The 23,540-nt window shown below is 71.3% G+C and carries 20 protein-coding genes; 5 read left to right on the plus strand and 15 right to left on the minus strand.

The window, feature by feature from the left end; genetic code table 11:
- Positions 1-82: 82 nt before the first annotated feature.
- The gene (locus tag ACFWY5_RS51440) at positions 83-715 is read right to left on the minus strand and encodes a response regulator (protein WP_379639421.1); all 633 of its coding nucleotides are present in this window, start codon (positions 713-715) and stop codon (positions 83-85) included.
- A complete protein-coding gene (locus ACFWY5_RS51445) occupies positions 712-1,827 on the minus strand; it encodes a GAF domain-containing protein (RefSeq protein WP_379611346.1) in 1,116 nt (371 codons plus the stop codon). The genes ACFWY5_RS51440 and ACFWY5_RS51445 overlap by 4 nt, the downstream gene beginning before the upstream one ends.
- Before the next feature lie 92 nt (positions 1,828-1,919).
- Here ACFWY5_RS51445 and ACFWY5_RS51450 point away from each other — a divergent pair, with 92 nt between their 5' ends.
- From ACFWY5_RS51450 to serB, 4 genes are all read left to right on the plus strand, one after another.
- Entirely contained in the window at positions 1,920-2,576 is a 657-nt protein-coding gene (locus ACFWY5_RS51450) for an SDR family NAD(P)-dependent oxidoreductase (RefSeq protein ID WP_379611345.1), read from the plus strand.
- Positions 2,573-3,598 (plus strand): S-adenosylmethionine:tRNA ribosyltransferase-isomerase, encoded by a 1,026-nt coding sequence (locus tag ACFWY5_RS51455; protein ID WP_379639423.1) that lies wholly within the window; start codon positions 2,573-2,575, stop codon positions 3,596-3,598. The genes ACFWY5_RS51450 and ACFWY5_RS51455 overlap by 4 nt, the downstream gene beginning before the upstream one ends.
- Positions 3,599-3,687: 89 nt before the next feature.
- Positions 3,688-4,251 (plus strand): hypothetical protein, encoded by a 564-nt coding sequence (locus ACFWY5_RS51460; RefSeq protein ID WP_379639424.1) that lies wholly within the window; start codon positions 3,688-3,690, stop codon positions 4,249-4,251.
- A 260-nt stretch (positions 4,252-4,511) separates the two neighbouring features.
- Entirely contained in the window at positions 4,512-5,732 is a 1,221-nt protein-coding gene (serB, locus tag ACFWY5_RS51465; protein ID WP_379611342.1) for a phosphoserine phosphatase SerB, read from the plus strand.
- Between the two features lie 10 nt (positions 5,733-5,742).
- On the opposite strand, the gene ACFWY5_RS51470 is transcribed toward serB, so the two are convergent.
- From ACFWY5_RS51470 to ACFWY5_RS51490, 5 genes are all read right to left on the minus strand, one after another.
- On the minus strand, positions 5,743-7,773 hold the full coding sequence (locus ACFWY5_RS51470) for an FUSC family protein (RefSeq protein WP_379639425.1): 2,031 nt from the start codon (positions 7,771-7,773) through the stop codon (positions 5,743-5,745).
- 22 nt (positions 7,774-7,795) lie between these two features.
- A complete protein-coding gene (locus ACFWY5_RS51475) occupies positions 7,796-8,263 on the minus strand; it encodes a SixA phosphatase family protein (RefSeq protein WP_379611339.1) in 468 nt (155 codons plus the stop codon).
- Between the two features lie 420 nt (positions 8,264-8,683).
- Complete coding sequence (locus ACFWY5_RS51480; RefSeq protein WP_379611338.1) at positions 8,684-10,966, minus strand: sodium-translocating pyrophosphatase; 2,283 nt, start codon at positions 10,964-10,966, stop codon at positions 8,684-8,686.
- A gap of 877 nt (positions 10,967-11,843) precedes the next feature.
- Complete coding sequence (locus ACFWY5_RS51485; RefSeq protein WP_379611337.1) at positions 11,844-12,272, minus strand: ATP-binding protein; 429 nt, start codon at positions 12,270-12,272, stop codon at positions 11,844-11,846.
- 2 nt (positions 12,273-12,274) lie between these two features.
- Positions 12,275-12,625, minus strand: a complete 351-nt coding sequence (locus tag ACFWY5_RS51490) for an STAS domain-containing protein (RefSeq protein WP_020542579.1) — start codon at positions 12,623-12,625, stop codon at positions 12,275-12,277.
- A gap of 410 nt (positions 12,626-13,035) precedes the next feature.
- On the opposite strand from ACFWY5_RS51490, the gene ACFWY5_RS51495 reads away from it, so the two are divergent.
- Positions 13,036-15,348, plus strand: a complete 2,313-nt coding sequence (locus tag ACFWY5_RS51495; protein WP_379639426.1) for a DEAD/DEAH box helicase — start codon at positions 13,036-13,038, stop codon at positions 15,346-15,348.
- 715 nt (positions 15,349-16,063) lie between these two features.
- Here the strand turns inward: ACFWY5_RS51495 and ACFWY5_RS51500 are convergent.
- The 8 genes from ACFWY5_RS51500 to ssd form a co-directional block, all read right to left on the minus strand.
- Complete coding sequence (locus ACFWY5_RS51500) at positions 16,064-17,563, minus strand: hypothetical protein (protein WP_379639427.1); 1,500 nt, start codon at positions 17,561-17,563, stop codon at positions 16,064-16,066.
- A gap of 488 nt (positions 17,564-18,051) precedes the next feature.
- A complete protein-coding gene (locus tag ACFWY5_RS51505) occupies positions 18,052-18,468 on the minus strand; it encodes an Rv3654c family TadE-like protein (RefSeq protein ID WP_379639428.1) in 417 nt (138 codons plus the stop codon).
- Positions 18,465-18,854: a TadE family type IV pilus minor pilin gene (locus tag ACFWY5_RS51510; RefSeq protein ID WP_379639430.1), complete on the minus strand. Its 390-nt coding sequence runs from the start codon at positions 18,852-18,854 to the stop codon at positions 18,465-18,467. Before ACFWY5_RS51510 ends, ACFWY5_RS51505 begins: the two co-directional genes overlap by 4 nt.
- Positions 18,851-19,183 carry a DUF4244 domain-containing protein gene (locus tag ACFWY5_RS51515; protein ID WP_379611332.1) on the minus strand — a complete coding sequence of 111 codons (333 nt, stop codon included), beginning with the start codon at positions 19,181-19,183 and terminating at the stop codon, positions 18,851-18,853. The genes ACFWY5_RS51510 and ACFWY5_RS51515 overlap by 4 nt, the downstream gene beginning before the upstream one ends.
- Positions 19,184-19,320: 137 nt before the next feature.
- Positions 19,321-20,085 carry a type II secretion system F family protein gene (locus ACFWY5_RS51520; protein WP_379639431.1) on the minus strand — a complete coding sequence of 255 codons (765 nt, stop codon included), beginning with the start codon at positions 20,083-20,085 and terminating at the stop codon, positions 19,321-19,323.
- Positions 20,086-20,097: 12 nt separating this feature from the next.
- Positions 20,098-20,805, minus strand: coding sequence for a type II secretion system F family protein (locus ACFWY5_RS51525; protein WP_379639432.1), 708 nt, complete (start codon positions 20,803-20,805; stop codon positions 20,098-20,100).
- A complete protein-coding gene (locus ACFWY5_RS51530; RefSeq protein WP_379639433.1) occupies positions 20,802-21,953 on the minus strand; it encodes a TadA family conjugal transfer-associated ATPase in 1,152 nt (383 codons plus the stop codon). The genes ACFWY5_RS51525 and ACFWY5_RS51530 overlap by 4 nt, the downstream gene beginning before the upstream one ends.
- Complete coding sequence (gene ssd / locus ACFWY5_RS51535; protein ID WP_379611327.1) at positions 21,953-22,996, minus strand: septum site-determining protein Ssd; 1,044 nt, start codon at positions 22,994-22,996, stop codon at positions 21,953-21,955. The genes ACFWY5_RS51530 and ssd overlap by 1 nt, the downstream gene beginning before the upstream one ends.
- Positions 22,997-23,540 lie beyond the last annotated feature (544 nt).

The following is a 23,540-nucleotide window of genomic DNA, read 5'->3' on the forward strand; positions in this document are numbered from 1 at the left end:
GCCGCCATCTGGCACAACTGGAACACCGGCGCACCCGTAAAACGGTCCCTGACCGCCTACGACCACTAACCCGAATTTCACATCAGCGATCTAGGCCGTGGCGGACGGCGTAGAGGGCGGCCTGGGTGCGATCCTGGACGCCGAGTTTCATGAGCACGTTCGACACGTGTGTCTTGACCGTCTTCTCCGCCACCGTCAGCGCCCGCGCGATCTCCCGGTTGGAACGTCCGGCGGCGATCAGCGTGAGGACCTCGCGTTCGCGTTCGGTCAGCTGGACCGGACCCGGGACGTGCGCCTCGGGAGCGGCCGGGCCCGCGCCGAGCATGGCCTCGGCCGCCTCGGGGGCCAGCAAAACCTGACCGCCGTGCACTGCCCGGACCGCCTGCACCAGCGCCGACGGGTCCACGTCCTTGTACAGGAAGCCCGCCGCCCCCGCCCGCATCGCCGGGCCGACGTCGGAGCGGTCGCTGACCGAGGTGAGCACCACGATCCGCGTCGCGGAACCGGTCAGGCGTTCCAGCGCGCCGAGCCCGCCGAGCACCGGCATCTTGAGGTCGAGTAGCAGCACGTCCGGCTTGAGCTCGCCGACCAGTTCGACCGCCTCCTGCCCGTCTCCGGCCTCGCCCACGACCGTGATGTCATCCTGGAGGTCGAGGAAGGTGCGCAGGCCCTGCCGTACCACCGGATGGTCGTCGGCGATCAGCACCTTGATCAAATCCCCACCTCCACCAGGACCGTGGTCCCCTCGTCCCGGGACGAGCCGACGGTCAGCGTGCCGCCGACCGACTCCGCCCGGTCCTTCATGGATGCCAGCCCGAGCCCTCTGGAGTCGGCCTGGTCGAAGCCGGTGCCGTTGTCGGCCACCGAGAGGGCCAGCTTGCCACCCTCGTACGCCAGCCGCACCCACACCTGGGTGGCGCCCGAGTGGCGCAGCGCGTTGTGCAGCGACTCCTGGGCCACGCGCAGCACCACCACCTCGACCGCCGGGTCAAGCGGCGGGAGTTCGTCGCTGTCGAAGGTGATGGCGGCGGACTGCAGCCGGTCGAGCATGCGTACGTGCTTGCGCAGCGTCTCGCTCAGGCCGTGGCGGTCGAGCTCGGCCGGGCGCATCTCCACGATGACCGCCCGGAGCTCGGCCATGGCCTCACCGGCCAGCTTCTGGACGCGGTCGAGCTCGGCGGCGGCCCGGTCGGGGTCGGTGCGCAGGATCGTGGCCGCGGCCTGGGCGGTCAGCCGCAGCGAGAACAACTTCTGGGTGACCGCGTCGTGGAGTTCGCGGGCCATGCGGTTACGTTCTTCGACGAGGGCCAGCTCGCGGCCCTGCTCGTACAGCCTGGCGTTGGTGAGGGCGATCGCGGCGTGCGCGGCGAACAGCGTGAGCAGGTCCTGGTCGTCCTGGGTGAAACCGCCGGGTGTGCGCTTGTTGGCGAGAAAGATGATGCCGAGCACCTCGTCGCCGTCGCGGATCGGGACGCCGAGGAAGTCCTTCATGACCGGGTGCGCCTTCGGCCAGTACTCGAACCTGGGGTCCTCGCGCAGGTCGGGCAGCCGAGCGGGGGTGCCCTCCTGGAGCATCGCGCCGAGCATGCCATGCTGGCGGGGCAGCGGGCCGATCGCGTCCCACTGCTTGTCGGTCAGTCCCTCGGCGACGAACTCGGCGAACGAGCCGTCCTCGTCGGGCACGCCGAGCGCGGCGTAGCGGGCGTCGAGCAGGCGTTGCGCCGAGCGCACGATGACCTGCAGCACCTCGCGCACCGACAGGTGACGGGTGACCGCCAGCACGGCCGAACTCACGGCCTGCAGTATCTCGTCGCGATCGGGGGTCACCCGACCACTCTATGGTCCTAGGTCGATGTGCCCAGTCCCGGGCGGGACTTCAGCCCGATGTACGGCGGGCCGCTCCTTTCTAGCGTCTAACCATGACGAACACCGCACTCATCACCGGCGCTTCCCGCGGTCTCGGCCTCGCCCTCGCGAGGTCCCTGGCAGGTGCGGGATGGAACCTCGTCCTCACCGCGCGCGGCGCCGACGACCTGGAGAAGGTCGCCGCCGAGATCGGCGCCACCGCGATCCCCGGCGACGTGGCGGAAGCCGAGCACCGCGAACGGCTGGCCAAGGCGGTCCCCTCGCTGGACCTGCTGGTCAACAACGCCAGCGGACTCGGCGCCACCCCGCTGCCGAAGATCGCGGGCTATCCGCTGGAGGCGTTCCGCGTCCTGCTGGAGACCAACGTGATCGCCCCGCTCTCCCTCATCCAGGCGACCATCCCAGCGATCAGGGCCGCCCGGGGCGCGATCGTGAACATCACCTCCGACGCCGCCACCGGCGCCTACGAGGGCTGGGGCGGCTACGGAGCCACCAAGGCGGCCCTGGAGCAGCTCTCGAACGTCCTGGCCGCCGAAGAGCCCGACGTCGCCGTCTGGTGGGCCGACCCGGGCGAGATGAACACCCGGATGCTGGCCGACGCCGTGGGAGCCGACGAGGCCGCGGGCGCCGCCGACCCGGCGCGGGTCGCGATCGCCCTGCACGACCTCATCAAGCGCCGCCCGGCCAGCGGGCGGGTGAACCTGCAATGACCGCCACCCTGGACGGCGGGCCGTCGGGTCTCGACTTCCGGCTTCCCGCCGCGCTGGAGGCCCACGCGCCGCCCGAGGCCCGCGGCCTGTCCCGCGACGGGGTACGCCTGCTGGTGAGCCGGGGCGGCGCGCACACCCATCACCCGTTCGGCGACCTGCCCGCGCAACTGGATCCCGGCGACCTCGTGGTGGTCAACAACTCGGCCACGCTTCCGGCGGCGGTGCGGCTCGACCGGCTCTCGGTGCACTTCTCCACCGCCCGCGAGGACGGGACGTGGCTGGTGGAACTGCGGCGCCGTACCGCGAAGGCGTCCGAGCCCTACGGCGGCGGCGAGCCGGGCGAATGGCTGCCGCTGCCCGGCAACGCGACGCTCAGGCTGATCGAACGCGAGACCCCGCGGCTGTGGCGGGCGCGGCTCGACCAGGACGTGGAGAAGTACCTGGCCAGGAAGGGCGTGCCGATCCGCTACTCCTACGTGGACCGGGACTGGCCGCTGGCCGCCTACCAGACCGTGTTCGGCACCGTGCCGGGCAGCGCGGAGATGCCGAGCGCGGGACGGCCGTTCACGGCGGAGCTGGTGACGGCGCTCGTGTCACGGGGCGTGGGGGTCACGCCGATCACGTTGCACACCGGTGTCGCCTCACCGGAGAAGGACGAGCCGCCCTACGCCGAGCGCTACGACGTGCCCGAGCACACGGCTCGCCTGGTCAACCTCACGCGGCGCGACGGCGGGCGCGTGATCGCCGTCGGCACGACCGTCGTACGGGCGCTGGAGACGGCGACCGGCGCCGACGGGCTGGTCAGGGCGTCGAACGGATGGACCAGCCACCTGGTCACGCCCGATACGCCGCCCCGTGCGGTCACCGGGCTGATCACCGGGCTGCACGAGCCGAGGTCGAGCCACCTGCTGATGCTGACGGCGTTCGCGGGCCGGGAGACGCTGGCGGAGGCGTACGCGGAAGCGCTTCGAGAGGGGTATTTGTGGCATGAGTTTGGTGATGTGCACTTGATTCAGAAGTAATTGCTTTACATGGATTTTGCCTGCGTGATAGGAAAAGCCGACGTTCACGGGGGGTTTCCTCGTCCCACTTTCCTCACGGAGACAGCTGCATGCGCAACTCCATCACGAAGGTAGCCACCTTCACGCTCGTCGCGGGGGCCATGATCCTTCCGGCCGTCCCGGCGGTCGCCGGCACCGCCGCCACGGCCACCACCACCGTCGCCGCCAAGGCCGCTGACCAGCCTTACTCGATCATGAAGGTGGGCGTCAAGGCGCCCAAGACGGTGAAGCGCGGCGGCAAGATCCGGTACCGGATCGACGTGCTGAACACCGGCCCCCACCAGGCCGACTACTACTGGGTCGGCGGCAAGCTGCCCAAGGGCATCGTCAACGGCCTGCGCTACAACGGCCCCAAGGGCACCCAGTGCGAGTGGGACCCGACCGGGTTCTGGTGCTGGGGCCCCTGGGAGCTGGAGAAGGGCGACCGGGACTGGCTCGACATCCAGGTCACCCTGAAGAAGGGCACCCGCGGCACGGCCACCGCCCAGCTCGGGGCGCTGGTGTACGACATCCCGATCGGCATGGAGAACATGGACAAGGAGGAGATGGACCGGATCGGCGGCTTCAAGTCCTGGTTCTACGGCAAGAAGGTCAAGACCAAGATCGTCCGCTAGGTCGCCCCACGCGAACCCCGGGATCCACCGGGGTTCGCCCTTGGGCCGCGGCGGCTGGTCAACAGGGCGTCGTGGCGGCGGGGACCACGTGCGACGTGCGCGGCGCCCGACGATCGGCGCGCGCCCACTGCGGCGGGAGGTGGGGGCGGGGGCTTGCCGTAACGGAAAGGCGGGGTTGAAGGACGCGCGCCAAAACCGGGCGGCGTCCGAATGTCGGGCCGGTGAGCGAGCAGCGGATGGCGCGCAGTACCGTGGCTCAAGTGGACCAGCGCACCCTCCTGATCACGCTCACCGGCCCCGACCGGCCCGGTGTCACCAGCCGCCTGTTCTCCGTCCTGGCCGGCTTCCCGGTCACCGTCTCCGACATCGAACAGGTCGTCATCCGCGGCCGGCTCACCCTCGGCGTGCTCGTCGCCTACGTCGGCGGCCCCTCCACCGGCACCGGCAGCACGCTCGGCGCCATGTGGACCGCCGTCGAGCGCACCGCGGAGGACCTCGGTCTGGAGGTCGAGCTCTCCACCGGCTCCCTCACCAAGGAGCAGCGCCGCCGCGGCCGCCTGTCGGTCAGCGTGCTCGGCCCCTCGCTCCCCCCGGCCGCCATCGCCGGCATCGCGGGCAGGATCGCCGCCGCAGGCGCCAACATCGACCGCATCGAACGCCTGGCCCAGTGGCCGGTCACCTGTATCGAACTGTCCGTGTCCGGCGCCGACCCCGACGCGCTGCGCGTCGAGCTGGCCGCCGAGGCCGCCGCCCAGCAGGTGGACGTGGCCGTCCAGCGCACGGGCCTGTCCCGGCGGGCCAAGCGGCTCATCGTCATGGACGTCGACTCGACGCTCATCCAGGGCGAGGTCATCGAGCTGCTGGCCGCCCACGCGGGCTGCCTGGACGAGGTGGCGCGGGTCACCGAAGAGGCGATGCGCGGGGAGCTGGACTTCGCCGAGTCGCTGCGCCGCCGGGTGGCGTTGCTGGAGGGGCTGCCGGCGTCGGTGTTCGAGCAGGTGCGCAAGGAGGTCGTCCTCACCGCGGGCGCCCGGACGCTGGTGCGCACGCTCAAGCGCCTCGACTACCGCTTCGCCATCGTCAGCGGCGGCTTCACCCAGATCACCGACTCGCTGGTGTCGGACCTCGGCATCGACTACTCAGCGGCCAACGTCCTCGAAGTCGTCGACGGCCACCTCACCGGCCGGGTCGTCGGCGAGATCGTCGACCGTCCCGGCAAGGCGCGCGCGCTGGAGCGCTTCGCCCGCGAGGCCGGCATCGCGATCAGCCAGACGGTCGCGATCGGCGACGGCGCCAACGACCTCGACATGATCGCCACCGCCGGGCTGGGCATCGCCTTCAACGCCAAGCCCGTCGTCCGCCAGGCCGCCGACACCGCGGTCAACTCCCCATACCTGGACGTGATCCTCTACCTCCTCGGCATCTCCCGCGACGAGGTCGAGGCCGCCGACGCCGAGGACGACGTCCTGGCGCCGAACTGACCGCGGCGACTCAGCGCCGGGTGACCGATCGGGCGAGGTCGAGGGCGTCGGTGTTCAGGGTGCGCAGCGCCGGGTGGGCGGTGACGGCGTGGCGCAACGCCCGCCGTACCGAGGAAGGCTCGCCCTCGGCGGCCTCCTCCAGCAGCTCGTCGACATGGCTGGCCACCTCGTCCAGCCCGTCGCCGTAGGCGTCCTCCTCCGGAGGCCGCGTGTTGTCCCGTACGGCCCGCGCGCCCGCCACCAGCCGGTCGGCCACCGCGTCGAGCACGGCGGTGGTGGCGTCCGAGCCCACCTCCGAGCCCCGCAGCACCGCGGCCAGCAGCAGCGCGTCGTCGCGCAGCTTCCTGGACAGGGTGATGGCGCCGCGTAGTTCCTCGGGCGCCTGGCCGCCGGGTTCCTTCTCCAGCCGGTCCAGCGACGCGCCGAGCCGGTCGGCGGCCTGACCGGCGGCCTCGGTGCGCTCGGACATGGCGTCGAGGTCACGCTCGGCCAGGGCGCGGATGACCGCGGCGTGCTCGGTCAGGAGGTCCACGGTCAGGTCCTTGATCCCGCTCGCCTCGCCGCGCGGCCACAGCAGCCGGGCGGCGACCAGCGCGAGCACGCCGCCGCCCGCGGTCAGCACGAGACGGGTCCCGGCGGCCTCCCAGTCCAGGCGGGTCGAGAAGTCCGTCAGCAGCAGCGCCAGCGGCGTCGCGAACACCGTCCAGTACCCGTAGCTGACCTCACGCAGCGCGAACCCGAGCGTCCCGAACACCAGCACCGTCGCCACGATCGTGTACGCGCTCGGCACCGCCGCCAGCACCAGCGCCGCCGCACCGGCGCCGACCACGGTCCCGGCGACCCGGAGCACCACCCGGTCCACGGTGTCGCCATAGGTGGACCGCAGGCCCATCATCACCGTGAACACGAACCACTTGCCGTAGTGCTCGTGCATGCCCACCATCAGCGCCATCGACGCGGCCACCGCGATGCCGAGCCGCCCGGCGTGCTCGGGTTCGTCACCGAACTTGAGCTGCCAGGTGAACCGCGGCAACCGTGCGGGAGCCTGGATGCCCTCACTGGTGAACACCCCGATCGTCCGCACCGCCACGGCGATCCGGTCGAGGCAGCGCCGTACCTGGCCGAGGAGCGCGACGGTCCGCAGCGACTCCGGGTCGGACAGCCGCCGCGCCCGCAGCCGCGAGATGTGCTCGGCGAAGTCGGCCGTGGCCGCCATCGCGACCGGCACGCCCGCGACGCTGCCCGCGGCCACCTGCCGCAACGCGGCCGTCAGCGCCGCAACGACCTTGTCGATCTCCTGCCGTTCCGCACCCGCCTCCGCCCGGAACGCCCGCAGCGCCACCGTCTCGTGAAAGATCCGCACCAGCGTCTGCACGTAGGCGTCCGGCGAGCGATCGAGATCCGCCCCACCGCGATACGCGGCGGAGGAGGTGGCGGCGTCATCCAGCGCCTGGGACCCGCGCTCCCGCAGCTCGGCCCAGTCCTCCTCGGAGCGCCCAAGCCCGTCCAGCATGCCCGCCAGCGCCTCGACCGCCTCGTCGAAAGCGTCCTTCAGCGGATCGAGCCGCCGCACGGGCCACAGCGCCAGCGCGAGTACGCAGAACTCGATCCCGCCGAGCCCGACCATCAAAGCCCCGTCGAACCCCGCCCGGGGGATCAGATAGAACCCCGTGACCACGGCCAGCACCGGCGGCATCCCGACGGTCCGCCACTGCCCGCCGGCCGCCGCCACCAACCCGATCACCCCGACCGCCCACCACGGGTACGGCGCGATCAACGTCCCGAGCCAGAACCCCGCCGCGATCAGCCCCACCTTGATGGCGAGAGTCCGGGCCCGCTGCCCATACGGCTTCCCGTAGGAATCCCCGAAAGCCGTGAAATAGGCCCCCAGAGCCGCCAGCCCACCCGCGTGCGGCGCCCCGGCCACGGACCCGATCACCAGCGGCAGCGCGATCGCCACCCCGCACAGCAGCCCGTAGCCCCAGGGCGGACGGGCGGGCAGCTCGAAGCCACGCCTCAGCGAACGAACGGCCCCCCGCATGGATCCGCCCCCGGTGTAGCTCCTAGGCCTGCTTGGGATCCCAGCGCGTGACCAGGCGTCCCTCCCCTGGCCAGAGATCTACCCAGGCCGAAGCCGTCTGGATCACCGCGAACGACCCGGGCCGGAACCCGTAATCCCCGCCCGCGAGCCCGAGCGCCAGCTCGTGAACCCCCGGATTGTGCCCGCACAGCACCAGCGTCTCCGCCTCCGGATCCTGCAGCCGGATCAGCGCCAGCAGCTCGTCGGCGTAGGCCTCGTAGATGTCCCGCTCGAAGCTGACGCTCTGCTCGGGAAAAGCCAGCTCCGCGGTACGCCGCGTGCGCAGGGACGGCGAACAGAGCACCAGGTCAGGCTCGTACCCCAGAGCCCGGATCTCGTCACCGGCGCGCCCGGCGTCCCGCTCGCCCCGCTCGGTGAGCGGCCGATCCCGATCCGCCAGCCCCGGGACCTGGGCGGCCTTGGCATGCCTCAGCACGATGAGCGTACGCACGCCGCTCACCCTCTCGCCGCTCACCCTCTCGACGCCCAGACGGCGAGCCCGACGAGAACGCCCAGGATCACCACCATGGCCAGCAGAATAAGGACCAGCGTCCTGCCACCGTTGGGCCGCTTCTCTTCCACCCGCCCAGTTTCCCACCCAACCACCCCGCCCCGGCATCCGCCTGTCCTGGGTTTCCCGTCATGCCGTTGCCTCGTGTTGTTGCTTGCCGCGGTGGCTGGTCAGCGGGGCGTCGTGGCGGCGGGGACCACGTGCGACGTGCGCGGCGCCCGACGATCGGCGCGCGGCCGCTGCGGCGGGAGGTGGGGGCGGGGGCTTGCCGTAAGGGAAAGGCGGGGTTTGGGCGGGACGTGAAAAGGCGCCCGCCGAGAGCGGCGGGCGCCTTTCTGAGTAGTACCTCTTACGAAACCGCTACGACGCCACGGGCGCCGGGTCGCGGTCGTTGTCGGAGGTGGAGTCGATCGGCACCGAGCGGCGCTTGCTGATCACGATGGCCACGATGACCACCACGACCGCGAACGTCGTCACGCCGATACGCACCGCCGGGTTGTCCGCGTAGAGGACGACGGCGGGGGCCACCAGCAGCGCCACCAGGTTCATGACCTTGATGAGCGGGTTGATGGCCGGGCCCGCGGTGTCCTTGAACGGGTCGCCGACCGTGTCGCCGATGATCGTCGCCTCGTGCGCCTCGGAACCCTTGCCGCCGTGGTGGCCGTCCTCGACGAGCTTCTTGGCGTTGTCCCAGGCGCCGCCCGAGTTGGCCAGGAAGACCGCCATCAGCGTGCCGCAGGCGATCGCACCGGCCAGGAACGCGCCCAGCGGCGCGTAGCCCAGTGCGAAGCCGACCGCGATCGGGGTCATGACGGCGAGCAGACCTGGCGTGGCCAGCTCGCGCAGCGAGTCGCGGGTGCAGATGTCGACGACGCGGCCGTACTCCGGCTTCACCGTGCCGTCCATGATGCCGGGGTTGTTGCGGAACTGGTCGCGGACCTCGTAGACCACCCGCATCGCCGCCCGTCCGACGGCCATGATGGCCAGGCCGGAGAACAGGAAGACGACCGCGGCGCCGATGATCAGGCCGACGAGCACGTTCGGCTGGTCGATGTCGAGGCCGAAGGTGGCCGGGTTCGGTAGTTCGCCCTGGACGGCGGTCTTGAAGGCGCCGAACAGGGCGGTCGCCGCGAGCACCGCCGTGGCGATCGCGATGCCCTTGGTGATCGCCTTGGTGGTGTTGCCGACCGCGTCGAGGCTGGTCAGGACGCGGGCGCCCTCACCCTCGACGTCGCCCGACATCTCGGCGATGCCCTGCGCGTTGTCGGAGACCGGGCCGAAGGTGTCCATCGAGACGATGACGCCCACGGTGGTCAGCAGACCGGTTCCGGCCAGCGCGACCGCGAACAGCGCCACGGTCACGTTGCCGAAGCCCAGCAGGAACGCGCCGTAGACGGCGCCGCCGATGATCAGCGCGGAGTAGACCGCGGACTCCAGGCCGACGCTGATGCCGGACAGGATGACGGTCGCCGCGCCGGTCCGGGAGCTCTCGGCGATCTCCTGGACGGGGCGCCGGTTGGTCTCGGTGAAGTAGCCGGTGAGCAGTTGGATCGCGCTGGCCAGCACGAGGCCGACGAGCACGGCGCCGATCGCGATGATCCGCGGGTCGGCGTCGGACTGGACCGAGGAACCGGCCAGGCCGCTGAAGCTGCTCGGCAGGTACCAGAAGGCGGCCGCGGCCACGAGCACCGCGGAGATCGCGGCGGAGATGAAGAAGCTGCGGTTGATGGCCGCCATGCCGTTGCGGTCCTTGTCGCGCAGGCCGGTGACGAAGATGCCGATGATGGCGGTGACGACACCGATCATCGGCACGATGAGCGGGAAGATCAGTCCCTGCTCACCGAAGGCCACCTTGCCCAGGATCAGGCTGGCGACCAGCATGACCGCGTACGACTCGAACAGGTCGGCCGCCATACCCGCGCAGTCGCCCACGTTGTCACCGACGTTGTCGGCGATGGTGGCGGGGTTGCGCGGGTCGTCCTCCGGGATGCCCTGTTCGACCTTGCCGACCAGGTCGGCGCCGACGTCCGCGGCCTTGGTGAAGATGCCGCCGCCGACACGCATGAACATGGCGAGCAGCGCCGCGCCGAAGCCGAAGCCTTCGAGCACTCCGGGCGCGTCACCCTGGTAGAGGAACACGACGACGGCGGCGCCCAGCAGGCCCAGGCCCACCGTGAACATGCCGGCCACGCCGCCGGTCCTGAAGGCGATGCGCATCGCGCGCTTCTCGCCGCTCGCTCGGGCCGCGGCCGCCACACGGACATTTCCGCGTACGGCCAGCCACATGCCCATGAATCCTGTCAATGCGGAAAAGCCCGCACCGACGATGAAGAAGATCGAGCGGCCGATCTTCACATCCGTGGCGCCGGGCAGGAACCACAGCACGATGGGGATGATGACGACGAAAATGGCGAGAGTCTTGAACTGCCGCTTCAGATAGGCGGCCGCTCCTTCCTGTACGGCACGCGCGATGTTCTGCATGCGCTCTGTGCCTTGGTCGGCCGCCAGCACCTCGCGTACGAGGCCGCCGGCGACGGCCAATGCGATGAGTGCCACGGCGGCCACCACGACCACGATGGTCAGATTGCTTCCGCTCAGGGTCAGATTCGACGCTGGCTCGGCAGCCAGGTAGTGCCTAAACATCCGTTCTCCTCGGCAAGACCGGTACGTCCTGCCCGGGCGGTGCTGCAAGGTTCTCGGTTGGTGCGGCACCATCCGGGTAATGGGTGCCGCTTCCGGTTGAGTCCGCAGTGTCGCCGGATCACCTTGGCCGGTGCGGGGGAGTCTACGCAGGGGTTCCGCGGATATGAAGGCTCTTGAGGCGGGCAATTATGCCCACGTCCAGTAAGCCCCAGACTGGGACCCGATTTGGGAACTGGCTCGGGTTATGTCCACGGGTTTACGGTCATGACAACTTCTTGAAAAGTGTTGTCCGGAATTGGGGTAGGCGTGGGCGGGCTACCGGGCGCCGTTGCGGCGGCCGGGCACGTGCGGGTTCAGAAGCGTCCCCCTGGAGGCCGCCCGCCATGGTCGGCGGGTGGCGGGTGGTCGGCTTCGCCGTAATGCCGCAAGGGGCCTTTCTACGGCGTGCCCCGTCACACTTTCCGCGGCAGTCCCGCCCGCTCCGCCCCCTGCAGCGCCCGCTCGCACCTCCGCGGTTGCCCCGCTCCGCCCTCGCCCTCGCCTCGCCTCGCCTCGCCTCGCCTCGCCTCGCCGAGGCATGCTTGCGTGCTCCGAGGCACGTTGCGTGGCTCTGTCCATGGGCGGGTTGCTTGAAACCCGCACGGTTCCCCTCAGGACCCCGCCACGGACGCGTCCCCTCGGAGATGCCACCGCACGCTCAAGACACGCGTCCCGGGCACCACAGGGGCGCGTTGTAAGACGTATGCCCGCTATGGCGGTGATGTGCCCCAGGGACGCGCGACCACAGGCGCGGGCGCGCATCCCCTGTCACAGGCGTGTCCTTTTCGGACAGGCAGCCGCTTCCGCAGGCCTGCCCCTTTCGAGGGCAGCGCCGAAGTCAGGAGGCTCGGCCGTTGAGAGAGGCCGGCCAGCTCATCCTGATGCGCATCCCCTTGGGGCTGGGGAACACCTCGACATCGTCGGCCAGCCCCGCGATCACCGCGATGCCGAAACCCGACATGAACGAATCGGAGAGCATGCCCAGATCGACCGGCTGCTCCTGCTGGATCTCGTCGCTCGGGGCCTGGTCGCTGACCGTGACCTCGAAGCGGCCGGAATCATCGCGAAGCTCGATGCGGATCGGCTCACCCGGGCAGTGGGCGCGGTGCGCCTCCACCGCCCGGGAACAAGCCTCACCGACGGCCAGCCTGACCTCGTCAAGCAGCGACTCCTCCACGCCGGTACGCCGGGCGATCGCCGTGGCGACCAGCCTGGCGGTCCGCACGTGGGCGGGGAGGGCGCTGAACGTCAGCTCGACGGTAGCCATGGCTACTTGTCTTTGCCGTGAGCTTCCTTGGCCTCGTCGACCGAAGCGTAGATCCCGAAGACCTTCGTCAGACCGGTGATCCGGAAGATCTTCAGGATGCGCTCCTGCGTGCAGACCAGCTCCAGAGAGCCATCGTGCGCGCGAACTCGCTTGAGCCCGCCGACCAGGACGCCAAGGCCGGTCGAGTCCAGGAAGTCGACCTTCTCCATGTTCACGAGAAGGTGGAAGTTGCCCTTGTTGACCAGGTCGATCAGAAGCTCACGCAATCTGGGCGCGGTGTAGACATCGATCTCACCCTCGACCTCCACGATGGTGAGTCGGTCCTCGTTGTGGTGATCCAGCTTCAGATCCACAGATCCTCCAGCGCCTCGCCTGCGAAAGTACCCTTGCGGGCCATGGCAGTCTGGAGCGGGGCTCCCGACTGTCGGACCCTGACGCGCGGCATTCAACCACGCGTCTGCCTTGTGTCTATACGAAATCACGATTCCCGGCGACTTTGCCCACGGATGCCAGACTGGAAACAGTGACTTCCTCCGCTTCCTCCCCACACCGGCCAGGTCCACTCCTCCAGCACCTGCTCGGCGTTCCCGCACGTCATGAGCGCGTCACCCATGTGGAGCATGTTCCAGCACGTCAGGCGGGTCAAGTGGGATGGCCCAAATGGGCACCGGAACTCCTGGTTACGCGCTTGGCGAACCAGGGCGTAACGGGGTTGTGGCCTCACCAGTACGAGGCGGCTGACCTGGCGCACCGTGGCCGAAACGTGATCATTTCCACAGGAACGGCGTCCGGGAAGTCGCTCGCGTACCTCACGCCCGCGCTCGCCGCCTGCCTCGGCGGCGGCACCGTCCTCTACCTCACGCCCACGAAGGCGCTCGCCGCCGACCAGCTCCGCTCGGTGCGCGAACTACGCATCTCCGCGGTACGGCCGGCCACCTTCGACGGCGACACCCCTTTCGAGGAACGTACGTGGGTCCGCCAGCACGCCAACTACGTACTGACAAACCCCGACATGCTCCACCGCGGCATCCTGCCCCGCCACGCCCAGTGGTCCGCCTTCTTCCGCCGCCTGCGCATGATCGTCGTCGACGAGTGCCACGGCTACCGCGGCGTCTTCGGCTCCCACGTGGCCCAGATCCTGCGGCGGCTGCGCCGCGTGTGCGGCCGCTACGGCTCCGCCCCCGTCTTCATGCTCGCCTCCGCGACGGCGAGCGAGCCGGCGGTGTTCGGGAGGCGGCTGACGGGGCTTGAGATGGACGAGGTGACCTTGGACGCCTCGCCCAAGGGGTCGACCACGTTCGCGCTGTGGGAACCGCCTCTGACGGATCTACGAGGCGAGGGCGGCGCCCCCGTCCGCCGCACCGCCACGGCGGAGACCGCCGACCTGCTCGCCGACCTGGTTCTGGCCGACATCCGAACCCTCGCCTTCGTCCGCAGCCGCCGAGGAGCGGAAACGGTCGCCCTGTCGGCCCGCGCAAAGCTGGCCGACGTAGCCACCACCCTCCCCCACGGCGCCCACCTGGGCCCCCTCCCCGGCACCCCTCTCCCCAACCTCCACGACATCCCCCTCCCCTCACCCCCAGCCGATGCTGCTCCGCAGACCACCGCGAGCGCCAACCCGCTCCACGAGTCCCCCCGCCACCCCGCCCACGCCGAGGCCCACGCAGACCGCTCCCCCCGCAGCCTCCCGGCCGAAGACGCCCAAGCCTCAGCCCATGCCGTCCACGCCGACGTGTGGGCAGATCTGGCCGGGCTGCCCGACAAGGTGGCCGCCTACCGCGCCGGTTACCTTTCGGAGGATCGCCGCCTCCTGGAGAAGGCCCTGCGCGCCGGCACCCTGATCGGCCTGGCCACCACCAACGCCCTCGAACTCGGCGTGGACGTCTCCGGCCTGGACGCCGTGCTGATCGCCGGTTGGCCGGGCACCCGCGCGTCCCTGTGGCAGCAGGCAGGCCGGGCGGGCCGTGACGGTCAGGACGCGCTGGCCGTACTGATCGCCCGCGACGACCCCCTGGACACCTACCTGGTCCACCACCCGGAAGCCCTGTTCGGCCGCCCGGTGGAGGCCATAGTCCTGGACCCGGACAACCCCTACGTCCTCGGCCCCCACCTCTGCGCCGCCGCCGCCGAGATCCCGCTGGCGGAGGAGGATTTGGCGACGTTCGGCGACACCACCGCGACGGTCCTGGACGACCTCGTAGAGCAGGGCCTGCTCCGCAGAAGGTCCGCCGGCTGGTTCTGGACCAGACGCGAACGCGCCACCGACCTGGCCGACATCAGAGGCGCCGGCGGAGCCCCCGTCCAGGTCGTGGAGTCCACAACCGGTCGCTTGCTGGGCACGGTGGACGAGCCCTCGGCCCACACCACCGTCCACACCGGCGCCGTCTACCTCCACCAGGGCGAAACCTTCCTGGTAGAAGAACTGGACCTGGAAGCCGGAGTAGCCCTGGTGGGCGCCGCCGAGCCCGACTACTCGACGTTCGCCCGCGACATCACCGAGATCCGCGTACTCAAATCCCTCCGCACCACCCCCATCGGCCCGGGCACCCTGACGTTCGGCGAGGTAGAGGTCACCCGGCAGGTCGTCTCCTACCTGAAGCGCCGCCTCCATTCCGGCGAGCTGCTGGGCGACGAGCCCCTGGAACTCCCCCCGCGCACCCTCCGCACCCGCGCCGTCTGGTGGACCCTCCCGGCGGACACGATCGCCACCCTCGCGGAGGAAGGCTTCGACCTGGCCGGCGCCGCCCACGCCGCCGAACACGCCTCAATCGGCCTACTCCCGCTGTTCGCCACCTGCGACCGCTGGGACATCGGCGGCGTATCCACCGAACTCCACTTCGACACCGGCCTCCTGACCGTCTTCGTCTACGACGGCCACGAGGGCGGCGCCGGCTTCGCCGAACGCGGCTACTCCCGAGCGACAGACTGGCTAACCGCCACAAGAGAAGCCATCCGCTCCTGCGAGTGCGAACGCGGCTGCCCATCCTGCATCCAGTCCCCCAAATGCGGAAACGGCAACGAACCCCTAAGCAAACCCGGCGCCCTCCGCCTCCTGGACACCCTCCTAGACCCCTAACCCACAAACCTCCACATCCAGTACGGCAAGCCAACAGCCCACCCAACACCTGGCCACCCCAGACACCCGCGACGACGGCCCACCTAGGACAACCGCCTGACCGGGTAGCCAGCCTGCCCAGGTGGTCCAAGCCCAGCCGTCAGAGTCGCGCCGAGACACGAGCGCCCAACCGCTCCGAGCCCAACTACCAGGGACCTTGGCACCCCAGCGGCCCGACGGTCTGGCACTGGCGACCCGGCGGCCAGGCCGGTCCGGCGGTTTTAGCGCCCGGCGACTCTGCGGCTTGGCAACTCGGCGGGTTAGCGGCCTGACGACCCAGCGGCTTGGCCGCCCAGCGGGCTTGGCGGCCTGACGGCCTGACGGCCCGACGGTTTAGGTCCGGCGGCTTGGCGGTCCGGCGGCTTGCCGGCTTGGCGGCTGCTCTGGTGAGCCGGGTCGAGAGTTGCTGGGCGAGTCGGGGTGCATTCGGGAGTCGGCGCAGAGGGTGCTCTGGTACGGACCAGTTGGCGATCAAAGGCAAGACGATCTGGCTATCTGTGGCCACGGTGGCGTGCCCACGGTGGCGTCGTCGCGGCGGCCAGGCGGGCGCGGCCGACGACCGTCTCCCTGGAACGTCACCAGCCCCGTGCGGTGGGTGGGGCAAGTTGGCCGGCCGTAAGAGAAAGAGGCCTTAAAGAGCAGCGGCAACAAGAGCGGCGGAGCGATGAGACGGTGGTCAGCTTTCCACGCGCTCGTCGGGGGTCCAGAAGTCGCCCGGCTGGGGACGTTCCCAGAACCCGCTGTCCTCCATCGCCCGGGGAGTCGGCGGGAGGTAGTCATCCCAACGATCCTCCAGCCGTACGGCAGGCGCGGGCACCGACGACTCCGGCATCACGGTCACCGCCGAACTGGGCAGGGCGATACGGACCGGCTCGTGCCGGGCGGCGTCGGCCTGGTTCTGTGCGGTGCGAATGTCATCGGCGCTCAGGTACAGCGGTAAGGCAGCGGGCGGCTCCGCCCCGCCCGCCGGACCGGGCGCCGGGGCCGGGTCCGACGGCGCGCCGGACGTCCTTGTCTGGCCGGAGGCCTGCGGAGACACCCGCGATGGGGCGCTCCCAGGCGGGGGAACGTCCGGCTGATCACGCTTCGGACGGGTCTTGGCCACCGCCAGAACCACAGCCGGACGGCGGGGCGCGGCCGTGGCGGACGGAACGCTGTCGCCGGGCGGCGGCGGCCCGTCGTACCCGCCCCCACCGACCGTCACGCCGGGCCCACCACTCGGACCGCCCGCGTTCGCCAGCGACCGCCGCCGCGCCCAAGCGCCGAAGTGAACGGCGACCAGCAGCAGAACGAGGCCACCGGCGACATAGAGCCCGTACTGCCCCACGCTGCCCAGCGGCGACTCCGACGACTGCGCCGTCACCTTGCTGTCGGCAGGCGCCTGGCTCTCTTCGGCGGCCGGGGCGAGCCCGTCGTCCTTGGCCTGTTCGTCGGCGGTGGGCAACGGCAGGTTGCCGTTCTTGTCGGTCTCCGGCATCGCCGGGAGCTTGGTGTCGTTCTTGGGTGTGGTGACCCTACTGGTGGTCTTGGGCTCGGTCTTCTTCTTGTTGTTCGGGATCGTGGGGAGTTCGTCGACGCCGTTCTTGTTGGTCTGCGGCTTGGTGGTGGGGGCGGTGGTCGCCTTCTTCGTGGTCGGCTTGGCGGCGGGCGGCGCGGGCACGTTCACATACGCCGCGCCCGAGTTGCCCGATCCGATCGAGCCGCCGTCACCGTCGCCCCGGTACGCCTTCACCGTGAACCCCACCCGCTGCCCCGCAGCCTTGGGCGGCACGGACAGCGTCGCCTTGCAGGTGCCCCCGCCGCACGCCTCGTCGGCCGACATCCGCCCGACGATCCCGGACTGGGTGGTGGCCACCTCGTACGACTGGAGATCGGGCTCCCCGCCCTTGCTCCAGGTCACGACGACCTTGTCCGCCCCCCGCAACGTGGCATCCACCCCGCTGGGCGCCGCCGCCGCCCGCCGGAGCTTGAACGTGCTCGTCTCATAGGTGCTGCCGCTGATCTCGCCCCGGAGCGTCACGGTGAAGGTCCCGTTGGGCACGTCCCCGGCGTCGAACGTCCCCGACAACGTCTGGTTCGCGCCCCCACTGGCCACTTTCTGCCGAGGCGTGGACGGCCCTTCGACGTAGAGCGCCATGCTCAACTGCGCCAGCCGGGTACGCGCGGAAATCGGCACCGACCCACCACTGACGACCTGGCCATCGGAAGGCGACGTGATCTGCCCGTCCTGCCCACGCACGGCACCGAGCATCCCTTGCCTCTGGGCAAACCCTTGACCCTGTACGAACGTCTGCCCCTGGGCCGGCGCCGTACCGCCGCCAAGCGCGATGGACCCGGCCACGACCAGCGTGGCGGTCATCAGTCTGCCAACCACCGTCACGACGCATCCCTTCAGGAGAGCCTCGTGCCGCCTGTCAGGGCGGCCGGAAGTGCCAGTTCCCCGGCGACCATAGCGACTGAGATCCGCCGTTCCCAGGCCTAATCCCAGAAGGCATGAACCGAGGGTAAGCGCGACCTTACGCCAGATATCTCACTCTTGGACACCGCGTCCAAGAAGTCGTGATTCGATTGCGACCTACCTCCCACCAACCCCCACAACCCCACCCACAACCACCCCACCGCCCGGCACGAGCAGGAAGGTGACGGGGCCGGGCGGGGTGGGCGTCAAGGGTCGGTTGTGCCTTCTGAGGTGATCCAGGAAGGGCCCGCGCGGGCCCGGCCGGTGACGACGCGTTTGCCCACGCCTGGGAGGGTGATTTCCAGAGATGTCCACACGTCGGCGGTCTCTTCGGTGATGGTGCAGCGGGTCAGGCGTACGGCATTGGCCGTGGCCACCTTCTCGGCCCGGGCGCAGGCCTGATCCGGGGCGGCCAGGGCTAGACGGGCCGCCTCCAGGGCGCTCAGGTCAGCCGCCGCGTACACCCGGTGCCTGGCCACCCGGACGGAGCCGACCGCGGCCAGGGTCATGGCCGCTGACATGAGCAACACCATGAGGGCAACGCCCCAGATCGTGGCCGAGCCTTGGTCACGGGGCCGGCTGCTCCTGGTTGCCGGATAGGTGGCGCCGGGCTTGCCGGTCATTGTTCGGTGCCCGCTGTCGCGGACGCCGTCACCGTGACGGCGGGCAGGCGGGTGGCCCAGCTGGGGCGTACGTCCATGGTGATCTCGACCTTCGTCAGTTGCCGGGAGCGGGTGACGCGGACCTGAGCCCCGGGGCGGGTGGCCGATCGGGCGGCTTCTTGGACCTTGTCCAGGGGTTCTCCTCGGGCCGCTGCGCGGGCCGCGGCCCTGGCGGCGTCCACGCATTCGAGCTGGGCGCCCACCGCCTGGATGGCCCACAGGGCTGCCGCCAGGACCACGATCAGGGCGGGGAGCATGGCGGCGGTCTCGGCGGTTACCGAGCCTCTCGACGTGGAGGGGGTGGCGGCCCGCGCTTGCGTTGGACGCCACCAGGTACGCATCGTCATCCGGCCGAGTTGAGTGCTCGATCGACCAGGGCGGTGAGGGCGTCCAGGATCTCGGGGCTGTTGATGACCTTGATGAGCAGAAGCGCGAAGGCCACGGCGGCGAGAGTGCCCACCGCGTACTCGGCGGTGGACATACCGGCGTCGGACCTGGTGGCCGCGTAACGGGACTTGAGGTCTGCCGGAGGTGCCTGCTCGGGGATCGCCCGGGTGGCGGCGTCGGCGTCGGGTTCCGGGGTGTCGGGGGCGCTGTGATCTGGATCTGGGGGTTCGGGGTGGGGTGGGGCGGGGGGCTTGGCTGCGATGTCTCGCTGGATGGTCGTGGTGCTCATCGGGCCTCCTGGTGTTGGGCGCCGGGGGCTTGACCGGCGCGGGAGTCCAAGAGTCTCCGAGCGGGGGCGGGCGGCGATCTGCCGAACGAGGTTCTGGGGATTGTCGCCCGCAGGATGTGCACAGCTGTGGACAACGATCAGGGCAGGACGATCGTGGACGCGAGGCCGGCGATGATCGGCACGACGCCCAGCAGGACGAAGGCGGGCAGGAAGCACAGCCCCAGCGGCGCCACCGCCTTCACCGCCACCCTGCGCGCGGCGGCCAGCGACGTGGCGCGAGCCGCCTCCCGGGCATCGTCGGCCAGCCGGGTGAGTACGTCGGCCACCGGCGCACCGCTGAGGGCGGCCCGGGTCATGGCACGGGCCAGATGAGCGGTGGCAGGATCGCGGGCCAGATGGCCCCAGGTGGACTCCGCGTCCGCCCCCAGGCGCAGCTGCGTGCTCACCCACAGCAGGCGAGCCGCCAACGGCCCGGGTACGGCCCCGGCCGCGGTCTCCGTGGCGGCGCTGACCGGCTGGCCCGCCAGCAGACAGGCGGCCATCAGATCCACGGCGAAGGGAAGGTCGGCCGCGATCCGCCGGCGTTCGAGGCGGGCAGCCGGAGGTTCCTGCCGATGCAGTGCCCAGCCGGCCCCCAAACCCGCGACGACCCCGGCGACGACACCCACCACACCCCCGACCGCCAGCCCGGTCACGAGCCCGGCGCAGGCGGCGGAGACGAGCGTGCGCCGATCGGGCGGCCACGTGGCCGTGGATCCAAGCCAGCGAGGCACCTCCTCAGCGGGGTCACGCGCCGCGCCGTCACCGGGCGGGCGCAGGCGCGACAACCGGCGAGCGGCCGTGTCCGGAGGCACCCAGACCCAGACGGCCAGGGCAGCACACACAGCGGCCAGAACGTACATGGATCAGCTCCCTCACGAGTCGAGCGCGGCCCTGGCCATGCGGCCGGTCCACCACAGACCGCCGATGTCGAGCAGGACCCCCGCCCCCAGGCAGGCCAGCCCCGGCACCCCGCCGACCAGGAAGTCCAGCGGACGCATTCCCATCGCGGCCGCCATCCCCACTCCCAGCACGGGCAGCCCGGCCAGCAACCGGGCGGTGGTGCGCGGCCCGGCCAGTTGGGCGGCCACATCCTGCCGGTGCGCCTGAGCGGCGCGTAGCGCGTGAGCCACCCGCTCCACCAGCGCCGCCATCCCGGCGCCCACGCCGACCCCGACGCTCCAGCAGGCCGCCAGCCGCCGCAACCCCTCACCGCCCTGTTCGGGCGCGGCGGCGACCAGGGCGGCGGCGACGTCACCGCCGTCCCGTGCCGCGGCCGTCACCTCGCGCAGGTCGCCGGGGACGTCCACCGAGGCGATGGCCCGCGCCAGCGCCTCCCCCGCCGTACGGCCCGCCACCAGCTCGGCCGACAGGGCGTGGCAAAGCTCGATGGAGGCCCGATGCCACTCGTCGGCCACCGGCCGCCGCCGCCGGACCAGCCGCGTGATCCACGCCCACCGAAGCCGGCTCCCGGACCCACGCCCCAGAGCCCGCGCCAGCCGGACCTCGGCGGCGTGCCGGAACCCGCTCCGCACCCAGACGAACCCGCCGACCGCGATGGCGGCCACGACAAGGGCGTTCACAACGCCTCCTCAAGACGCCCGTAAGCGGGCCCGAGCCGCACGACCCCGGCCTCGTGGAACGTCATGGCCGTCCGTGCCTCCACCAGTCCGGACGGCGTCCGGTCCAGCAGGCAGATCTCCGCCACCCGCCGCCGCCCGTCGGCGCGGCTCCTGGCCAGGTGCACGACCATGTCGAGCGCGGCCGCGAGCTGGCTGTGGACGGCCTCCCTGCTCAGTCCGGCCGCGCACCCCAGCGCCTCCAGCCGCGCGGGCACGTCGGCCGCCGCGTTCGCGTGGAGCGTGCCGCAGCCGCCCTCGTGCCCCGTGTTGAGCGCCGCCAGCAGATCGACGACCTCGGCGCCCCTGACCTCGCCCACCACCACGCGATCCGGCCGCATGCGCAGCGCCTGCCGTACGAGATCGCGCAGGCCTATTCCGCCCGCGCCCTCCAGGTTGGCCGGGCGCGACTCCAGCCGCACCACGTGCGGGTGTTCCGGACGCAGTTCGGCGGAGTCTTCGACCAGCAGCAGGCGTTCGCCGGGATCGGCGAGTGACAGCAGCGCGGACAGGAGCGTGGTCTTGCCGGTGCCGGTGCCGCCGGTGACCAGGAAGGCCAGCCGGGCGGCGACCATGCGGCGCAGGATCGCGGCCGCCTCCGGGGCCAGCGTGCCCGCGCGGACCAGGGCGTCCATCGTGTACGTCTGCCGCGGCGGCAGGCGCAGCGAGACGCACGTGCCGCCGGAGGCGATGGGCGGCAGCACGGCATGCAGGCGTACGCCGCCCGCCAGCCGGGCGTCCACGTAAGGGCAGGCGTCGTCCAGCCGGCGGCCCGCGGCGGCGGCCAGGCGCTGGGCCAGCCTGCGCACGGCGGCGTCGTCGGCGAAGGCCACCCGGGTGCGGCGCAGCCCCCTGCCGTCGTCGACCCAGACCTCGCGGGGCCCGTTGACCAGGACGTCGGTGACGTCGGGCGCGGCCAGCAGGGGCTCCAGCGGCCCCGCGCCGATCAGGTCGGCGCACAGGGCGCGGGCGACGGCCAGGATCTCGGCGTCGCCGTACACGGACTTCTCGGCGCGCAACGCGAGCGCGACCTGGGCGGCGCTCGGCTCGACACCCGTGCGCGCCAGCCTGGCGCGCACGGCCTCGACGAGGTCGGCGGGCGGTGACTCCATCAGCGGTCCTGGGCGAGCGTGTGGACGAGCGTGGCGCACAGGCCGCCCAGGGCGGTGCGGGGGCCGAGGCGCGGGAGTTCGCCGCGGTTGAGCGTGGCCGAGAGCCTCGGATGGTCGGGGAGGGTGCCGGCGAGCGGGAGGTCGAGGCTGTGGGCCACGGCCCGCTCGTCGAGGGCGCCCGGCCGGACCACGGCCCTGATGTCGGCGGTGTGCTCGGCCACGTCGTGCACGACCTGGGCGGTGGCCAGGACGCCGCGCACGTCGGCCGGGGCGACGGCGAACGTGGTGTCGGCCCTGGCCAGGGCTTCCGCGGCGGCGGGGTCGAGGTGGCGTGGCAGGTCGACCACGACGAGGTCGAAGCCGCGCCGCCCCGCTTCGAGCACCGCGCGCACGGCGGCCGGCGGGACCGGGGCGGCCCGTCCTCTGCCGAAGCTCAGCAGGGCCAGGTCACCGAAGGCGGGCAGGGCGGCGGAGAGGGCGCCGGCGTTGATGCGGCCCTCCCTGGCCAGCAGGTCGCTCCAGCGGGCGCCCGGGGCCTCCTCGCGGCCCAGCAGCGCGTCGATGCCGCCGCCGAGCCGGTCGGCGTCGACGAGGAGGGTGGCGAGGCGGTCGGCCGAGGCCTTCAGGGCCAGGCAGGCGGCCAGGACGCTGGCGCCGGCGCCGCCGCGGCCCCCGACCACGCAGGCCACCACGCCCGCGCGGGAGGCGGGCTCCAGGGCCTCGGCGAACTCCTCCACCAGGCGGCGTTCGTCACCCGGGAGGTCCATGACGGCCTGGGCTCCCACTTCCACGCAGCGCCGCCAGGCTCCGGGGTCGGCGGGTTCGCGGGCGGCCAGGAAGACGCGTTCGCGCGCGGGCGGGGCGGTTTCCGCCACCTTCCCCGCCAGGTCGTCGCCGACCACGACCACCGGGGCGATCCCCCAGTACGGCCGGGCGACGGCCGGGTTGTGGGCGACGTCGAGCTGCGTTCCGGCCGCGGCGGCCACGCGGACGAGGTCGTCGAGGAGGTTTTGGTCCTCGGTGATGACCAGGGGACGGTGCATCGGATGCCTCCCGGGGCGGGTTGGGAGGACAACCATGCGGGGAGGCGCGGGCCGCGCGAGGAGCCGAGCGGGGTTCTGTGGATGGGGCCGCCGACTGTGGAAAAGGGGCGACCCCCGCCGGGGGGGAGAGCGGGGGTCGCCTGATCGGTCCGGCTCCGGGGGGGTAGAGCCGGTCCCGTTTCAGAAGAAAGCTTTCAACACTTAACCAGAGCATGGCAAGGGACTTGCAATGCAAACCCATGCACAGTCGCTCCAGTTTCGGGAGATACCACCGTATGCTGCCCGATCGACTCGAGTTTCGTCGAGGAGCAATCTCGCATTTTCGCTAAGTTTTTTCCTCGGAAGCTAACGATCACATAAAGGAGATCACTCAGCGTGATCATCACGGGAAGGTCACCCCGCGACCCCGCCCGTACGGCCGGCAGAGATCGGACCGATGCCCCACGCCGCAGTAAAGGTCTTGGTCCCAGGGGTTCCCATCAGGGCGAATCCGACGTAGAAAGGGGACACGGACCACTTGTCCGGGTGCGTCAGCCGGGTACCC

Source organism: Nonomuraea sp. NPDC059007 (assembly GCF_042740555.1).
Lineage (GTDB): Bacteria > Actinomycetota > Actinomycetes > Streptosporangiales > Streptosporangiaceae > Nonomuraea.

What these genes read in the sequence shown, in the direction of transcription:
- ACFWY5_RS51455 (WP_379639423.1), top strand. Translation starts at nt 2,573, where the DNA reads ATGACCGCCACCCTGGACGGCGGGCCGTCGGGTCTCGACTTCCGGCTT.
- ACFWY5_RS51530 (WP_379639433.1), bottom strand. Translation starts at nt 21,953, where the DNA reads ATGGAGTCACCGCCCGCCGACCTCGTCGAGGCCGTGCGCGCCAGGCTG.
- ACFWY5_RS51505 (WP_379639428.1), bottom strand. Translation starts at nt 18,468, where the DNA reads ATGACCGGCAAGCCCGGCGCCACCTATCCGGCAACCAGGAGCAGCCGG.
- ssd (WP_379611327.1), bottom strand. Translation starts at nt 22,996, where the DNA reads ATGCACCGTCCCCTGGTCATCACCGAGGACCAAAACCTCCTCGACGAC.
- ACFWY5_RS51450 (WP_379611345.1), top strand. Translation starts at nt 1,920, where the DNA reads ATGACGAACACCGCACTCATCACCGGCGCTTCCCGCGGTCTCGGCCTC.
- ACFWY5_RS51485 (WP_379611337.1), bottom strand. Translation starts at nt 12,272, where the DNA reads ATGGCTACCGTCGAGCTGACGTTCAGCGCCCTCCCCGCCCACGTGCGG.
- ACFWY5_RS51470 (WP_379639425.1), bottom strand. Translation starts at nt 7,773, where the DNA reads ATGCGGGGGGCCGTTCGTTCGCTGAGGCGTGGCTTCGAGCTGCCCGCC.
- ACFWY5_RS51515 (WP_379611332.1), bottom strand. Translation starts at nt 19,183, where the DNA reads ATGAGCACCACGACCATCCAGCGAGACATCGCAGCCAAGCCCCCCGCC.
- ACFWY5_RS51460 (WP_379639424.1), top strand. Translation starts at nt 3,688, where the DNA reads ATGCGCAACTCCATCACGAAGGTAGCCACCTTCACGCTCGTCGCGGGG.
- ACFWY5_RS51480 (WP_379611338.1), bottom strand. Translation starts at nt 10,966, where the DNA reads ATGTTTAGGCACTACCTGGCTGCCGAGCCAGCGTCGAATCTGACCCTG.
- ACFWY5_RS51510 (WP_379639430.1), bottom strand. Translation starts at nt 18,854, where the DNA reads ATGACGATGCGTACCTGGTGGCGTCCAACGCAAGCGCGGGCCGCCACC.
- ACFWY5_RS51520 (WP_379639431.1), bottom strand. Translation starts at nt 20,085, where the DNA reads ATGTACGTTCTGGCCGCTGTGTGTGCTGCCCTGGCCGTCTGGGTCTGG.